The organism is Pseudomonas ceruminis (genome assembly GCF_021602025.1).
Lineage (GTDB): Bacteria > Pseudomonadota > Gammaproteobacteria > Pseudomonadales > Pseudomonadaceae > Aquipseudomonas > Aquipseudomonas ceruminis.
This window is the reverse complement of the sequence record NZ_BQHW01000014.1, coordinates 48,886-63,725: the sequence shown is the minus strand read 5'-3', so window position 1 is coordinate 63,725 and position 14,840 is coordinate 48,886. Positions and strand designations below refer to the sequence as shown.

Genomic DNA, 14,840 nt, shown 5'->3' with positions numbered 1-14,840 from the left:
ACGGGCCTCATCAGTGTTTTTTCTGAACCCTGATCTACGCTAACAGTCGCATCCCACGAATCATTTGTGCGCAAGCTAGGAGCCTGCATGAGGGTGACGCGTTCACTGTTGGTCGTAGGCTTGGGGCTGTTTGGCATGCTCTCAGGCTGCAGCAAGGAAGAAACCCCCGAGGTCATGCCGCGGGTCGGCGTGTTGCAGGTTCAACCCACCGATTTTGCTGCCAAGGTCACCCTGACCGGTGACGTCCAGGCGCGGGTGCAGACTGACCTGTCGTTCCGCGTGGGTGGCAAGATCATCTCGCGCAGCGTCGATGTGGGCGATCACGTCAAGGCCAACCAGGTGCTCGCACGGCTGGACCCGAAAGACCTGCAGAACAATGTCGACTCGGCCAAGGCCGAGGTGTTTGCCGCCCAGGCGCGGGTCACCCAGACCAGCGCGGCTTTCGTCCGCCAGCAAAAACTGTTGCCCAAGGGCTACACCAGTCAAAGCGAATACGATTCTGCCCAGGCTGCACTGCGCAGCAGCCAGAGCGCGCTCAAGGCTGCCCAGGCACAGCTGGCCAATGCCAACGAGCAATTGAGCTACACCGCGCTGGTGTCCGAGGCCGATGGGGTGATCACCGAGCGTCAGGCCGAGGTTGGCCAGGTGGTGCAGGCGACCATGCCGATTTTCAGCCTAGCCCGCGATGGCGACCGCGATGCAGTGTTCAACGTGTACGAATCCTTGCTGGTGGCGCCGCCCAGTGACGTCGGCGTCATCGTCAGCCTGCTCGACAACCCCAAGGTCCAGGCCCAGGGCCATGTCCGTGAAATCACCCCGACCGTGTCGGCGCAGAGCGGTACGGTGCAGGTCAAGGTGGCCCTGCGCGACGTGCCGGCAGGCATGCAGCTCGGTTCGCCGGTGACCGCCACCGCCAATGCCCAGGGGCGGCCAAGTATCGAGTTGCCTTGGGCAGCCCTGACCAAAGCATTGCATGAGCCGGCCGTGTGGGTGGTGGGCGAGGGCGACAAGGTGGAACTGCGCAAGGTCCAGGTCGCTCGCTACCTCACCGGCAAGGTGGTGGTCGCCCAGGGCATCAAGGACGGCGAGACCGTGGTGGTCAGTGGCGGCCAGCTGTTGCATCCAGGCATGCAGGTTGAAAAGGTCGATGCCAAGGATGGAGGTGCCGCGCCATGAAACGAATGCTGATGATATGTGCGGCTGGCCTGTTGTTGACCGCCTGTGGCAGTGAAGAAGAGCAGCCCGAAGCCGTGCGGCCCGTGCTTTCGACCTTGGTCGAGGCCCAGGCGCAGTCGCAGTTGGGCCGTTTCGCCGGCACTGTCCAGGCACGCTACGAAAGCACCCTGGGCTTTCGGGTGTCCGGGCGTATTGCCCGCCGCTGGCTGGATGTAGGGGCCCAGGTGAAACCCGGCGATACCCTGGCCACCCTCGACCCTACCGACCAGCAAAACCAGCTGCGCGCCGCCGAAGGCGACCTGGCCAGGGTTCAGGCGCAGTGGATCAATGCCCAGGCCAACGCCCGTCGCCAGCAGCAGCTGTATGACCGCGGCGTCGGCGCACAGGCCCAGTTGGACATCGCCCAGACCGACCTGAAAACCACCGGCGCCAGCCTTGAGCAAGCCCGCTCGGCGCTGAGCCAGGCCCGCGACCAACTCGACTACAGCACCCTGCGCAGCGACCACGCGGCGGTGATCACCGCCTGGCAGGCCGAGGCCGGGCAGACTGTCACCGCCGGCCAGGCTGTGGTGACTCTGGCCCGGCCAGACGTCAAGGAGGCGGTGATCGACCTGCCAATCAGCGTTGCCGAACAACTGACCAAAGACCTCACCTTCACCGTTGCCTCGCAGCTGGACAACAGCATCAACACCACCGCCACCCTGCGTGAACTGGAACCGCAGGCCGACGCCGCCACCCGCACCCGGCGTGCGCGGCTGACCCTTGCCAGTACCCCGAACGCGTTCCACCTGGGGACTGCCATCAGCGTCACCCTGACCTCGGCGATAACCCCACGCAGCGAATTGCCGCTGAGTGCGCTGCTGGAGCGCGATGGCAAGACCCAGGTGTGGGTCGTCGACCCACAGCAGAAGACGGTTGCCACCCGTGATGTAGCCGTGCTCGAGCGCACGCGCGACAGCATTGTGCTGGCTTCCGGGGTAAAAGCCGGCGAGCGGGTGGTTACCGCCGGTGTGAATAGTCTCAAGCCTGGCCAGAAGGTCACATTCGACGAGGAAGGGCAATGAAAGGAAGCTTCAACCTGTCCGAATGGGCGCTGCGCCACCAATCCTTCGTCTGGTACCTGATGTTCGTTGGCCTGTTGATGGGGATCTTCTCCTACTTCAACCTGGGCCGTGAGGAAGACCCCTCGTTCACCATCAAGACCATGGTGATCCAGACCCGTTGGCCGGGTGCCACGCAGGACGAAACGCTCTACCAGGTCACTGACCGCATCGAGAAAAAGCTCGAGGAACTCGACTCCCTCGACTACACCAAGAGCTACACCCGCCCTGGCGAGTCCACGGTCTACGTCTACCTGCGTGACACCACCAAAGCGGGTGACATTCCGCAGATCTGGTACCAGGTGCGCAAGAAGATCCAGGACATTCGTGGCGAGTTCCCCCAGGGTATCCAGGGGCCGGGCTTCAACGATGAGTTCGGTGACGTGTTCGGCTCGATCTACGCCTTCACCGCCGATGGCCTGACCCTGCGCCAGTTACGTGACTACGTGGAGCAGGCCCGGGCCGAGGTGCGTGAAGTCCCTAACATCGGCAAGATCGAGCTGGTAGGCACCCAGGACGAAGTGCTTTACCTCAAGTTCTCCACCCGCAAGCTGGCGTCCCTGGGCATCGACCAGCGCCAGGTCATGCAGGCCTTGCAGCAACAGAACGCGGTAACCCCTGCCGGGGTGATCGAGGCGGGCCCGGAGCGGATTTCGGTGCGCACCACGGGGCAGTTCGCCTCGGAAAAGGACCTGCAGACCGTAAACCTGCGCATCAATGACCGTTTCTTCCGCCTGTCCGATATCGCCGACATCGAGCGTGGCTATGTCGACCCACCCTCACCGATGTTCCGTTACAACGGCCAGACCGCGATCGGCCTGGCAATCGGCATGAAGGCGGGCGGCAACATCCAGGAGTTCGGCGCCGCGCTGAAAGAGAAAATGGACAGCGTGGTCAGCGAATTGCCAGTGGGCGTAGGCGTGCACACCGTGTCTGACCAGTCGGTGGTGGTGAAGGAGGCGGTTGGTGGCTTTACCAGTGCCTTGTTCGAGGCTGTGGTGATCGTGCTCGCGGTAAGTTTCGTCAGCCTGGGGGTACGCGCGGGCCTGGTGGTGGCCTGCTCGATCCCGTTGGTGCTGGCCATGGTGTTCGTGTTCATGGAGTACAGCGGTATCACCATGCAGCGGATTTCCCTGGGCGCGCTGATCATTGCCCTGGGGCTGCTGGTGGACGATGCGATGATCACGGTCGAAGTGATGGTCACACGCCTGGAAATGGGCGAGAGCAAGGAGCAGGCGGCCACCTTCGCCTATACCTCGACCGCCTTCCCCATGCTCACCGGGACCCTGGTGACCGTGGCCGGCTTCGTGCCCATCGGGCTCAATGCCAGTTCCGCAGGCGAGTACACCTTTACGCTGTTCGCGGTGATCGCCGTGGCGCTGCTCGTGTCCTGGGTGGTGGCGGTGTTCTTCGCCCCGGTGCTGGGCGTGCATATTCTCAAGGTCGACAAGCTCAAAGCGCATGATGCCGAGCCCGGGCGAGTCGGGCGGGCATTCGAAGGCGGGTTGGTGTGGTGCATGCGCCACCGCTGGCTGACCATCATCGGCACCATCGTGCTTTTCGCCCTGGCGTTGTTCAGCATGCGCTTCGTGCAGAACCAGTTCTTCCCGTCGTCCGACCGGCCAGAAATCCTCGTCGACCTCAACCTGCCGCAGAACGCCTCGATCGAAGAGACGCGCAAGGTCGTCGACCGCCTGGAAGCCAAGATCAAGGACGACCCGGACCTGGTGCGCTGGAGCACGTACATTGGCCAGGGGGCCATCCGCTTCTACCTGCCGCTCGACCAGCAGTTGCAGAACCCGTACTACGCTCAGCTGGTGATCGTCAGCAAAGGCCTGGAGGAACGCGGCGCCCTGATCGGTCGGCTGCAGAAGCTGTTGCACGAGGAGTTCGTCGGCATCGGCAGCAACGTTCAGTCGCTGGAAATGGGCCCGCCAGTGGGGCGGCCGATCCAGTACCGGGTCAGTGGCAAGGACATCGACCAGGTGCGCAAGCACGCCATCGACCTGGCGACCATGCTCAACAGCAACGAACACATCGGCGACATGATCTACGACTGGAACGAGCCCGGTAAGGTATTGCGGGTGGAAATCGCCCAGGACAAGGCGCGCCAGTTGGGGCTGTCGTCCGAGGACGTGGCCAACGTGATGAACAGCATCGTCAGCGGTGCGCCGGTCACCGAGGTCAACGACAACATCTACCTGGTGGATGTCATCGCCCGTGCCGTGGACAGCGAGCGAGGTTCGCCCGACACCCTGCAGAACCTGCAGATCGTCACTCCTAGTGGCACCTCGATACCGCTGCTGGCCTTCGCCACAGTGCGTTACGAGCTGGAGCAGCCGCTGGTGTGGCGCCGCGACCGCAAGCCGACCATCACCATCAAGGCCTCGGTCAACGGAGACCTGCAGCCTACTGACTTGGTGGAGCAGCTCAAGCCGAAGATCGACGAGTTCGCCAGCAAGTTGCCCGTTGGCTACGAAGTGGCCACCGGCGGTACGGTGGAGGAGAGCGGCAAGGCGCAAGGTCCGATCGCCAAGGTCATCCCGCTGATGCTGTTCCTGATGGCGACCTTCCTGATGATCCAGCTGCAAAGCGTGCAGAAGCTGTTCCTGGTCGTCAGCGTAGCGCCCCTGGGGTTGATCGGGGTGGTGCTGGCGCTGGTGCCCACGGGCACACCGATGGGCTTTGTGGCGATCCTCGGGATTCTGGCCCTGGCCGGCATCATCATTCGTAACTCGGTAATTCTGGTGACGCAGATCGACGAGTTCGAAGCCCAAGGCTATTCGCCGTGGGATGCAGTGATGGAAGCCACCAACCACCGGCGCCGACCGATCCTGCTGACCGCCGCAGCGGCCAGCCTGGGCATGATCCCGATTGCCCGCGAAGTGTTCTGGGGGCCGATGGCCTACGCCATGATCGGCGGCATCATCAGTGCAACGCTGCTGACGCTGCTGTTCCTGCCGGCGCTCTATGTGGCCTGGTACAAGATCCAAGAGCCGCAGCAACAACGCTGACGCTCACTGGATCTATCGCCGGCAAGCCGGCTCCGCATACACCACACGGCGTGATAACGGTGTGGTTTCTGTAGGAGCCGGGTTGCCCGCGACAGGGCCATCGGGCCCCATGATTAAATTAGTTATATAAACATTCTTAAACAGTATTTTTAAGAATATCCGCGCCTCACTACTATTGCCCTCAAGCCAGGCGCAAATCCCCTTCAAACCTCTGCCCGGCACTTCACTCACAGGAGAACGAGCATGAGTGCATCTCTGCGTAGCATCGACGGTCAGGACGAAGCCACCATTCTGCGTGAGATCCAGAGCGCCCTGCGCGATCTGCGTTTCGGTGCGGTGGAGATTACCGTGCATAACGCTCAGGTCGTGCAGATCGAGCGCAAGGAAAAGTTCCGCCTGCAGCAGCCCGGCAACAAGTCCAGCTGATACCGCATCACACCAAAATTAGAAAAATGCCAATCGGGAGCTTCACCATGTCCATCCGCCGTTATGCGCTCGCCGCCCTGGCCAGTGCCGTTTTTGCCGGTTCCGCGATCGCCAAGGACTACGAACTGTTGAACGTGTCCTATGACCCGACCCGCGAGCTGTACCAGCAGTACAACGCCGAGTTCATCAAGCACTGGCAGCAAGCTCATCCGGACGACAAAGTGAAGATCCAGCAGTCCCACGGTGGCTCGGGCAAACAGGGCCGCGCCGTGATCGACGGCCTGCGCGCCGACGTGGTGACCCTGGCCCTGGCCGGTGACATCGACGAAATCGCCAAGCTCGGCAAGACCCTGCCGGAGGACTGGCAGAAGCGCCTGCCGGATGCCAGCACCCCTTACACCTCGACGATCGTGTTCCTGGTGCGCAAGGGCAACCCGAAAGGCATCAAGGACTGGGGCGACCTGATCAAGAAAGATGTCTCGGTGATTACCCCCAACCCGAAAACGTCCGGCGGCGCCCGCTGGAACTTCCTTGCTGCCTGGGCGTATGGCCTGAAACAAGGCGGCAGTGAAGAAAAGGCCAAGGAATACGTGCAGGAGCTGTTCAAGCATGTGCCTGTGCTGGACACCGGTGCCCGCGGTTCGACCATTACCTTCGTCAACAACGGCCAGGGTGACGTGCTGCTGGCCTGGGAAAACGAAGCCTTCCTGGCGCTGAAGGAAGACGGTGGCGCCGACAAGTTCGACATCGTCGTGCCTTCGCTGTCGATCCTTGCCGAGCCACCGGTGGCCGTGGTCGACAAGAACGCCGAGAAGAAGGGCAACACGGAAATCGCTACTGCCTACCTCAAGTACCTGTACAGCCCGGCAGGTCAGAAAATTGCTGCCGAGAACTTCTACCGCCCACGTGACGAGAAAGTCGCTGCCGAATTCGGCAAGCAATTCCCGAAATTGGATTTGGTAACCATCGACAAAGACTTCGGTGGCTGGAAGACTGCACAACCCAAGTTCTTCAACGATGGCGGTGTGTTCGACCAGATCTACCAGGCACAGTAGAACGCAGGGGCTGCTGTGCAGCCTCAGGAGCAACACCCTTCAGTAGCCTGCACCGGCCCGGGATCGATCCCGGGCTTCGTGCGTTCAACCAGGGATATTTATGTCACGTCGCATTTCCCCCGTCATACCCGGCTTCGGGCTGACGCTGGGCTACACCTTGGTGTACCTCAGCCTGATCGTGCTGATACCGCTGGCAGCCATGTTCGTGCATGCCGCTCAGCTGACCTGGGAGCAGTTCTGGAACATCATCAGTGCGCCGCGGGTGCTCGCCGCGCTCAAGCTGAGTTTCGGTACAGCGCTGTTTGCCGCCATCATCAACGGTGTGATCGGAACACTGCTGGCCTGGGTGCTGGTGCGCTACACCTTCCCGGGGCGCAAGATCATCGATGCGATGATCGACCTGCCGTTCGCCCTGCCCACAGCCGTTGCCGGTATCGCCCTGACTGCTCTGTACGCCCCGGCGGGTTGGGTCGGTCAGTTCGCCACCGACCTGGGTTTCAAGATCGCCTATACCCCACTGGGTATCACCCTGGCGCTGACCTTCGTCACCTTGCCGTTCGTGGTGCGCACGGTACAGCCGGTGCTGGCCGACATCCCGCGTGAAGTCGAAGAGGCCGCCGCCTGCCTGGGCGCGAAACCGCTGCAGGTGTTCCGCCATGTGCTGGCACCGGCCTTGCTGCCTGCCTGGCTCACCGGCTTTGCCCTGGCCTTCGCCCGCGGCGTCGGCGAGTATGGTTCGGTGATCTTCATCGCAGGCAACATGCCGATGAAGACCGAGATCCTGCCGCTGCTGATCATGGTCAAGCTGGACCAGTACGACTACACCGGCGCGACTGCCATCGGCGTGCTGATGCTGGTGGTTTCCTTCATCCTGCTGCTGCTGATCAACCTGCTGCAGCGCCGCATCGAAACCCCTTGAAGGAGGCCGGTCATGTCTAGTTCATCCCTGAGCGCTACCGCCGCCGCCAATGCAGCCCGCCGTGGCAGTGCCACTTCGCGACGCATCCTGATCGGCCTTGGCTGGCTGGTGTTCGCGCTGTTCCTGCTGCTGCCGCTGGTGATCGTGGTGTCGCAGGCCTTGAAAAACGGCTTCGGTACCTTCTTCGAGGCGATCTTCGAGCCCGATGCCTTGTCGGCGCTGAAGCTGACGCTGTTGGCGGTGGTCATTTCCGTGCCCCTGAACCTGGTGTTCGGCGTCAGCGCCGCCTGGTGCGTAAGCAAGTACACCTTCCCCGGCAAAAGTGTACTGGTCACCCTGATCGACCTGCCGTTCTCGGTGTCGCCAGTGATTGCCGGCCTGGTCTACGTGCTCATGTTCGGTGCGCAGGGCCTGTTCGGGCCTTGGCTGCAGGATCACGATATCCAGATCGTCTTCGCCTTGCCTGGCATCGTGCTGGCGACCATCTTCGTCACCGTGCCCTTCGTTGCCCGTGAGCTGATTCCGCTGATGCAGGAGCAGGGCACCCAGGAAGAGGAAGCCGCGCGGCTGCTCGGCGCCAACGGCTGGCAGATGTTCTGGCACGTGACCTTGCCGAACATAAAATGGGGCCTGATCTACGGCGTGGTGCTATGTACTGCGCGAGCCATGGGCGAGTTTGGCGCGGTGTCGGTGGTGTCGGGCCACATCCGCGGCGTGACCAACACCCTGCCGCTGCATGTGGAGATCCTCTACAACGAGTACAACCACGTCGCAGCCTTCAGCGTGGCCAGCCTGCTGCTGATCCTGGCGCTCTTCATCCTGCTGCTCAAGCAGTGGAGCGAGAACCGTATTAACCGCCTGCGCCAAAGCGCAGCGGAGGAATAATTCATGTCGATCGAAGTTCGTAACGTCAGCAAGCGCTTCAACAGCTTCCAGGCCCTGGACAACATCAACCTGGATATCCACAGCGGTGAGCTGGTGGCCTTGCTCGGCCCGTCCGGCTGCGGCAAAACCACCCTGCTGCGCATCATCGCCGGCCTGGAAACGCCGGATGATGGCAGCATCGTGTTCCACGGCGAGGATGTGTCCGGCCACGATGTGCGTGATCGCAACGTCGGGTTCGTGTTCCAGCACTATGCGCTGTTCCGCCACATGAGCGTGTTCGACAACGTCGCCTTCGGCCTGCGCATGAAGCCCAAGGGTGAGCGCCCGAGCGAGAGCAAGATTGCCGAGAAGGTCCACGAGTTGCTGAACATGGTGCAACTGGACTGGTTGTCCGACCGCTACCCCGAGCAGCTCTCGGGTGGCCAGCGCCAGCGTATCGCCCTGGCGCGCGCCCTGGCGGTGGAGCCCAAGGTGCTGCTGCTCGACGAACCGTTCGGTGCGCTGGACGCCAAGGTGCGCAAAGAGCTGCGCCGTTGGCTGGCACGGTTGCACGAGGACATCAACCTGACCTCGGTGTTCGTCACCCACGACCAGGAAGAAGCCATGGAAGTGGCAGACCGCATCGTGGTGATGAACAAAGGCGTGATCGAGCAGATTGGCTCGCCGGGCGAAGTGTATGAGAAGCCGGCCAACGACTTTGTCTACCACTTCCTCGGCGACTCCAACCGCCTGGCGTTGAGCGAAGGTCATCACGTGTTGTTCCGCCCGCACGAGGTCTCGTTGTCGCGCCATGAAACCGAAGGCCACCATGCGGCCGAGGTGCGTGACATTCGCCCACTGGGTGCGACGACCCGCGTAACCCTGAAGGTGGAAGGGCAAAGCGAGCTGATCGAGGCCGAGGTGGTCAAGGATCACGACAGCCTGACCGGGCTGGCGCGTGGTGAGACGCTGTTCTTCAGGCCGAAAGTCTGGCAGAAAGTGGCGGATATCTGATTCGTCGGTCAATGAAGAACCCGGGCATGGTCCCGGGTTTTTTATTGCCTGTTGGGTTGCGGGGGCTGCCGAAAGGCCTGGGAGCCGGCTTGATCGAGGGCGCGTCCAGCTGCTTTTTGATGCCTTGCACGAATATTTTATATGCCTGTTAAGCATGGCCTTTGCTCGCCCGCGCTACACCCCGCGAATCACGCGGGCTGCAAGCGAACGCTTAGAAACTATATAAGAAATTGATCTAACATTAATTTTAAACATTACTTTAAGAGATAAGCCTCTGGCACCGATGATTCAGCCACACACCTGAATCAAGAACCCCAGGAGTTTGATCAATGGGTAATGTCCAGACGGCCGTCAGGGCCTACGACCAGCCATGGCGCCCGGCACCGGGTGACCTGGTCGAGCTTGGACGGACGCTACGCCTGCCACTGGGCCAGTTGCGCCTGCAGCGCACCCCGGTCAGCGGCCTCAAGCGCCGCGACAAGCTGGCGTTGGGCCTGCTGGTGCTGGCCTTGCACGGTGCCGCCGCCTACTGGGTCAGCCAGGCACCGACGCCTGAGCTGCCGGTGGTGCCACCACAGGTCCCCCCCATGACCATCGAGTTCGCTGCCCCGGCGCCGCCGGTGGTGGAACCGCCGCCGCCTGCACCGGCCCCGCCGGTGGTAGAGCCACCACCGCCGGTGGTGGACGAACTGGCGGCCAAGCCAAAGCCCAAGCCCAAACCGGTGCCAAAGCCCGTGGTCAAGCAACAGCCCAAACCACAGCCCAAGCCGGTCGAAGCGCCACCGCCCACACCCGCGCCTGTGGCCGCTCCCGCAGCACCTGCGCCACCCGCGCCGGCGCCGGTAACGCCGCCTTCGGCCAACGCCGCGTACCTGAAAAACCCGGCGCCGGAGTACCCGCAGATGGCCCAGCGCCGCGGGTGGGAAGGCACTGTGCTGCTGCGGGTCGAGGTACTGCCCAGCGGCAAACCGGGGCAGATCCAGATTCAGAAAAGCAGCGGTCGCGATGCCCTCGACGCCGCCGCCCTGGCTGCGGTCAAGCGCTGGAGCTTCGTGCCTGCCAAGCAGGGCGATGTGCCCCAGGCCGGCTGGGTCAGCGTGCCGATCGATTTCAAGCTTCGCTAACTCTTTTGCAAAAACAGCAGAACATAGGAAGACATCATCATGAGCCTGTTGGCATCCCCTCTCGAATCCGTTGAAAGCGCAGTCATCTGGCTGCTGGTCGGTTTCTCTGTCGTGACCTGGGGTCTGGCCCTGGTCAAAGTCGTGCAGTTCGTGCGGCTGAAAAACCAGGACAAGCGCTTCCATCAGCAGTTCTGGGCGGCATCAAGCCTGGATTCGGCAGCGGAAATCAGCCACGAGTTGCCTGGCCCGGCAGCCCGCGTTGCGCAGTCTGGCTATGCCGCCATTGCCGTTGGCGACACCCAGGCCGGCGACTTGAGCCAGGCGATCAACCATCAGGACCGCCTCGAGCGCGCCCTGCGCCAGCAGATCGTGCGTGAGCGTCGCTCGCTGGAAACCGGCCTGGCCGTGGTGGCCAGTATCGGCAGCACCTCGCCCTTCATCGGCCTGTTCGGCACCGTGTGGGGCATCATGGAAGCGCTCAAGGGCATCAGCGCGGCGGGTTCGGCCAGCCTGGAAACCGTCGCCGGGCCGATCGGTGCCGCCCTGGTCGCCACTGGCGTGGGTATCGCCGTCGCGGTCCCGGCCGTGCTGGTCTACAACTATTTCCTGCGCCGTTTGAAGCTGACCGCGGCCGACCTCGATGACTTTGCCCACGACTTCTACAGCCTGGCGCAGAAGAGTGCCTTCCGCGTGCTGGTGCACCCTGCCGTGCACAAGGCCCAGGCCGGCTTCACCCAGCCGGTGAAGGAGGCATCCTGATATGGCCTTTTCGACCCAGGACAGCGACGAAGTCCTCAGCGAGATCAACGTCACGCCTTTGGTGGACGTCATGCTGGTGCTGCTGGTGGTGTTCATCGTCACCGCCCCCCTGCTGACCAACGCCATCCCGATCAACCTGCCCAAGACCGAGGCGGTGGCCCCGGTGGAGCAGAAAGATCCGCTGGTGGTCAGCATCGATGGCGCTGGCAAGTTGTTCATCAACAAGGACGAGATCCAGCCCGACCTGCTGGAAACCAACCTCAAGGCGGCCAAGGACAAGGACGCGGAAGTCCGCGTACAGCTGCAGGCCGACGATGGTGTGAACTACGGCGAAGTGGCGCGCGCCATGGCTGCGATCGAACGTGCCGGCATCAGCAAACTGGCGGTGATCACCGCACGCTGATCGACCAATCCTCTTCAGGCAAGTGCTTATGGGCCACATCTCTTGGCAGGGGGTGGCCCTTTTTTTTGGTTCAGCCTTCTGGAACCAGCCCCTTCTCCGCTTGTGCCTTGCGGTTATTAATAAATAGCTTCTTATTCCTTTACGAATATAACTCCCCCCCTATACTGACCTCCAAGCACGCAAACTTACGGAGGCGTCCCCATGCGCAATGAGTCGATTCGTTACCTGATTGTGCCGGGCTGGCAAGGATCGCCAGACAACCATTGGCAGAGTCACTGGCAGCGCAGCTTGCCCAACAGCGCCCGGGTCGAGCAGCAGGACTGGCTGACCCCGCAGCGCCACGACTGGGTACAGGCGCTGGAGCAGGCGATCGCCGCTGAACGTTCACCGGTCATCCTCATCGCCCACAGCCTGGGTTGCATCACGGTGGCCCATTGGGCCGCTCAGGCCAGCCCGGCCTTGCTGCGCCGGGTACGTGGGGCGCTGCTGGTGGCCCCGGCCGACGTCGAGCGGCCGACCTGCGCACCTGCCTTGCGCAACTTTGCGCCGATCCCGCAGCAGGCCCTGCCGTTCCCCAGCCAAGTGGTCAGCTCTGACAACGACCCGGCAGTCACCGTGCCCCGCGCGCTCTACCTGGCGCAGGCCTGGGGCGCTGAAGCGGGGTTGCTGAGCAATGCCGGGCACATCAACGTCAAGTCGGGGCATGAACGCTGGGAGCAGGGGTTTGCCTACCTGTATCGCCTGCAAAGCCGGGTCGAGCAGCGCGCACTGCGCCGCGCCTGATCGACGCTTCTGTTCACCGTTTGCCTGACGCCCGGCCTGCAGAGGCCTGGGGCGGGAGTTCGTCATGACTTTTCAAAACCCGTTTGGCCAGCCATTGCTGACCTTCCCTGAGCTGGACAAGAGCCCACTGAGCATCCGTGCCAAGGCCCTGGTGTTCATCGACCCGCGCTCGCAGCAGTTGCGTCAGGCGCTCGAACGGCTGGCGCCGCAACCGCTGCCCGTGCTGATCCGCGGTGAAACCGGTACGGGCAAGGAGCTGCTGGCACGGCAGATTCACCGTGCCAGTGACCGGGCGGGGCTGTTTGTCTCGGTCAACTGCGCGGCCATCAGCCCTACCTACGCCGATGCTGAGTTGTTTGGCTACAGCGCAGGCACCCAGGGCGGTACCGCCAGCAGCCGGGCGGGTTGGTTCGGTTCGGCCAACGGCGGCACCTTGTACCTGGACGAGATCGCCGACTTGCCGCTGGCCATCCAGGGCAAGTTGCTGGCGGCGCTCGAAAATCGCGAAGTCACCCGGGTGGGCGCGCAGCAGCCCCAGGCCGTGGACGTGCGGTTGGTGGCCGCGACCAGCATCGACCTGGCGCGGGTGGTGAAGGCCGGCAGGTTCAACGAGCGCTTGTACCAGTACCTGCGCGAAGGCGCGCTGGAACTGCCCCCCCTGCGTGAGCGCCCGGGGGATATCCTGCCCCTGGCCGAATACTTCGTGGGTATCTACAGCGTGCGCCTGCAGCGCTCGGTGCCGCTGATCAGCGAAGCCGCGCAGCATGCGCTGGAGGCCCATGCCTGGCCAGGCAATACCCGCGAACTGGAGAACATCATCCACTTCGCCTTGCTGGTCAACGACAGTGAAGAGATCCTGCCGCAGGACCTGGATTTACCCAATACCGCGAGCTAGACAGCGCTCATAAGCAAATTCCGTAATGGCAATTTGTTTTTGGAATAAGCAGCGAATCAAAAGGTATTGTTGCGGAATAAAAAATCTCGGTATCTTCCGCCTCACGCCCACCGGTGAACCGGTTGGGCAACCGACTTTGCCATCGACGATGGCCCAGCATCAGAACAAGGATCACCATGAAGAAGACTTTGCTGACCACTGCCCTGGCCGCCGCCCTGTCGTTCGCCGGCCTGGCTACCGCCGCCGAGAAACTGGTCGTTGCCGCCACCCCGGTGCCACACGCTGAAATCCTCGAGCTGATCAAGCCGACCCTGGCCAAAGAAGGCGTGGACCTGGAGATCAAGGTCTTCACCGACTACGTACAGCCTAATGTGCAGGTTGACCAGAAGCGCCTGGACGCCAACTACTTCCAGACCCTGCCGTACCTGCAGAACTTCAACGAAGGCAAGGGCACCCACCTGGAAACCGTGATTGGCGTGCACGTCGAACCATTCGGTGGCTACTCGAAAAAGGTCAAGAACCTGAGCGAACTCAAGGAAGGCGCTACCGTTGCCATTCCTAACGAAGGCAGCAACAGCGGCCGTGCCCTGCTCCTGCTGCAGAAGGCTGGCCTGATCACCCTGAAAGACCCGAAAAACGCCTTGGCAACGCCGAAAGACATCGCCGAGAACCCGAAGAAGCTGAAGTTCCGTGAGCTGGAATCGGCCATGCTGCCGCGCGTGCTGGACCAGGTCGACCTGGACCTGATCAACACCAACTACGCACTGGAAGCCGGCCTGAACCCGGCCAAGGATGCGCTGGTGATCGAAGGCAGCGACTCGCCTTACGTGAACTTCCTGGTAGCACGTCCGGACAACAAGAACAGCGATGCCATCCAGAAGCTGGCCAAGGCGCTGACCAGCCCGCAGGTGAAGGAATTCATCGCCAAGAAATACCAGGGCGCGGTACTGCCGGCGTTCTGATGGTTTTGCTTGAGCATGTATGAAAAACGCCGGCGCATTTGCGCCGGCGTTTTTTTGTGGCCGGCCTGTTCGCGGGCAAAGCCACCCTCTTCAGCGCTGGGTAGCCAGCGCGCGGCGTAACGCCATCAACCACAGAATCTGTTCATTGGAATCAGTCGAGCAGGGGCTGTTCATCCTTGTCGTCCTATGTGCATTGCGATGGGCTGGCACGTTGCGTTGTAAAACGTTTGGAGAGAGCACCGGCAAGAAAGTTTCAGTGATATCAATATGCAATAAAGGTATTTATGAAAAGTTTTTTATACCTTTAGAGTCTACTGATCGTGCACTGTGCACACTTCAGATATTC

Annotated in this window: 14 protein-coding genes; all 14 read left to right on the top strand. The window is 62.2% G+C overall.

What is annotated here, in order from left to right; all coding sequences use genetic code 11:
* The first annotated feature begins 87 nt into the window (after positions 1-87).
* On the top strand, positions 88-1,176 hold the full coding sequence (locus L6D80_RS16975; protein ID WP_176513825.1) for an efflux RND transporter periplasmic adaptor subunit: 1,089 nt from the start codon (positions 88-90) through the stop codon (positions 1,174-1,176).
* On the top strand, positions 1,173-2,240 hold the full coding sequence (locus tag L6D80_RS16970) for an efflux RND transporter periplasmic adaptor subunit (protein WP_054902492.1): 1,068 nt from the start codon (positions 1,173-1,175) through the stop codon (positions 2,238-2,240). The genes L6D80_RS16975 and L6D80_RS16970 overlap by 4 nt, the downstream gene beginning before the upstream one ends.
* A complete protein-coding gene (locus L6D80_RS16965) occupies positions 2,237-5,290 on the top strand; it encodes an efflux RND transporter permease subunit (protein WP_176513826.1) in 3,054 nt (1,017 codons plus the stop codon). The genes L6D80_RS16970 and L6D80_RS16965 overlap by 4 nt, the downstream gene beginning before the upstream one ends.
* A gap of 243 nt (positions 5,291-5,533) precedes the next feature.
* Positions 5,534-5,716, top strand: a complete 183-nt coding sequence (oscA, locus tag L6D80_RS16960; protein WP_054902494.1) for a sulfur starvation response protein OscA — start codon at positions 5,534-5,536, stop codon at positions 5,714-5,716.
* A 47-nt stretch (positions 5,717-5,763) separates the two neighbouring features.
* Positions 5,764-6,771: a sulfate ABC transporter substrate-binding protein gene (locus L6D80_RS16955; RefSeq protein WP_054902495.1), complete on the top strand. Its 1,008-nt coding sequence runs from the start codon at positions 5,764-5,766 to the stop codon at positions 6,769-6,771.
* 100 nt (positions 6,772-6,871) lie between these two features.
* Positions 6,872-7,690, top strand: a complete 819-nt coding sequence (gene cysT / locus L6D80_RS16950) for a sulfate ABC transporter permease subunit CysT (protein ID WP_051098159.1) — start codon at positions 6,872-6,874, stop codon at positions 7,688-7,690.
* Between the two features lie 12 nt (positions 7,691-7,702).
* Entirely contained in the window at positions 7,703-8,575 is an 873-nt protein-coding gene (cysW, locus tag L6D80_RS16945) for a sulfate ABC transporter permease subunit CysW (protein ID WP_054902496.1), read from the top strand.
* A gap of 3 nt (positions 8,576-8,578) precedes the next feature.
* Positions 8,579-9,568 carry a sulfate/molybdate ABC transporter ATP-binding protein gene (locus L6D80_RS16940; RefSeq protein ID WP_008093195.1) on the top strand — a complete coding sequence of 330 codons (990 nt, stop codon included), beginning with the start codon at positions 8,579-8,581 and terminating at the stop codon, positions 9,566-9,568.
* A gap of 329 nt (positions 9,569-9,897) precedes the next feature.
* Entirely contained in the window at positions 9,898-10,692 is a 795-nt protein-coding gene (locus L6D80_RS16935) for an energy transducer TonB (protein ID WP_054901941.1), read from the top strand.
* A 39-nt stretch (positions 10,693-10,731) separates the two neighbouring features.
* Positions 10,732-11,451, top strand: coding sequence for a MotA/TolQ/ExbB proton channel family protein (locus L6D80_RS16930; RefSeq protein ID WP_054901940.1), 720 nt, complete (start codon positions 10,732-10,734; stop codon positions 11,449-11,451).
* Position 11,452: 1 nt separating this feature from the next.
* Entirely contained in the window at positions 11,453-11,854 is a 402-nt protein-coding gene (locus L6D80_RS16925; protein WP_054901939.1) for an ExbD/TolR family protein, read from the top strand.
* A gap of 201 nt (positions 11,855-12,055) precedes the next feature.
* Complete coding sequence (locus tag L6D80_RS16920) at positions 12,056-12,637, top strand: alpha/beta hydrolase (protein ID WP_176513827.1); 582 nt, start codon at positions 12,056-12,058, stop codon at positions 12,635-12,637.
* Between the two features lie 64 nt (positions 12,638-12,701).
* The gene (locus tag L6D80_RS16915) at positions 12,702-13,532 is read left to right on the top strand and encodes a sigma 54-interacting transcriptional regulator (RefSeq protein WP_054901937.1); all 831 of its coding nucleotides are present in this window, start codon (positions 12,702-12,704) and stop codon (positions 13,530-13,532) included.
* Positions 13,533-13,708: 176 nt separating this feature from the next.
* Positions 13,709-14,494 carry a MetQ/NlpA family ABC transporter substrate-binding protein gene (locus tag L6D80_RS16910; protein WP_054901936.1) on the top strand — a complete coding sequence of 262 codons (786 nt, stop codon included), beginning with the start codon at positions 13,709-13,711 and terminating at the stop codon, positions 14,492-14,494.
* Positions 14,495-14,840: the final 346 nt, after the last annotated feature.

Coding starts and splice junctions, on each gene's coding strand:
- L6D80_RS16975 (WP_176513825.1), top strand. CDS start 88: ATGAGGGTGACGCGTTCACTGTTGGTCGTAGGCTTGGGGCTGTTTGGC.
- L6D80_RS16970 (WP_054902492.1), top strand. CDS start 1,173: ATGAAACGAATGCTGATGATATGTGCGGCTGGCCTGTTGTTGACCGCC.
- L6D80_RS16965 (WP_176513826.1), top strand. CDS start 2,237: ATGAAAGGAAGCTTCAACCTGTCCGAATGGGCGCTGCGCCACCAATCC.
- oscA (WP_054902494.1), top strand. CDS start 5,534: ATGAGTGCATCTCTGCGTAGCATCGACGGTCAGGACGAAGCCACCATT.
- L6D80_RS16955 (WP_054902495.1), top strand. CDS start 5,764: ATGTCCATCCGCCGTTATGCGCTCGCCGCCCTGGCCAGTGCCGTTTTT.
- cysT (WP_051098159.1), top strand. CDS start 6,872: ATGTCACGTCGCATTTCCCCCGTCATACCCGGCTTCGGGCTGACGCTG.
- cysW (WP_054902496.1), top strand. CDS start 7,703: ATGTCTAGTTCATCCCTGAGCGCTACCGCCGCCGCCAATGCAGCCCGC.
- L6D80_RS16940 (WP_008093195.1), top strand. CDS start 8,579: ATGTCGATCGAAGTTCGTAACGTCAGCAAGCGCTTCAACAGCTTCCAG.
- L6D80_RS16935 (WP_054901941.1), top strand. CDS start 9,898: ATGGGTAATGTCCAGACGGCCGTCAGGGCCTACGACCAGCCATGGCGC.
- L6D80_RS16930 (WP_054901940.1), top strand. CDS start 10,732: ATGAGCCTGTTGGCATCCCCTCTCGAATCCGTTGAAAGCGCAGTCATC.
- L6D80_RS16925 (WP_054901939.1), top strand. CDS start 11,453: ATGGCCTTTTCGACCCAGGACAGCGACGAAGTCCTCAGCGAGATCAAC.
- L6D80_RS16920 (WP_176513827.1), top strand. CDS start 12,056: ATGCGCAATGAGTCGATTCGTTACCTGATTGTGCCGGGCTGGCAAGGA.
- L6D80_RS16915 (WP_054901937.1), top strand. CDS start 12,702: ATGACTTTTCAAAACCCGTTTGGCCAGCCATTGCTGACCTTCCCTGAG.
- L6D80_RS16910 (WP_054901936.1), top strand. CDS start 13,709: ATGAAGAAGACTTTGCTGACCACTGCCCTGGCCGCCGCCCTGTCGTTC.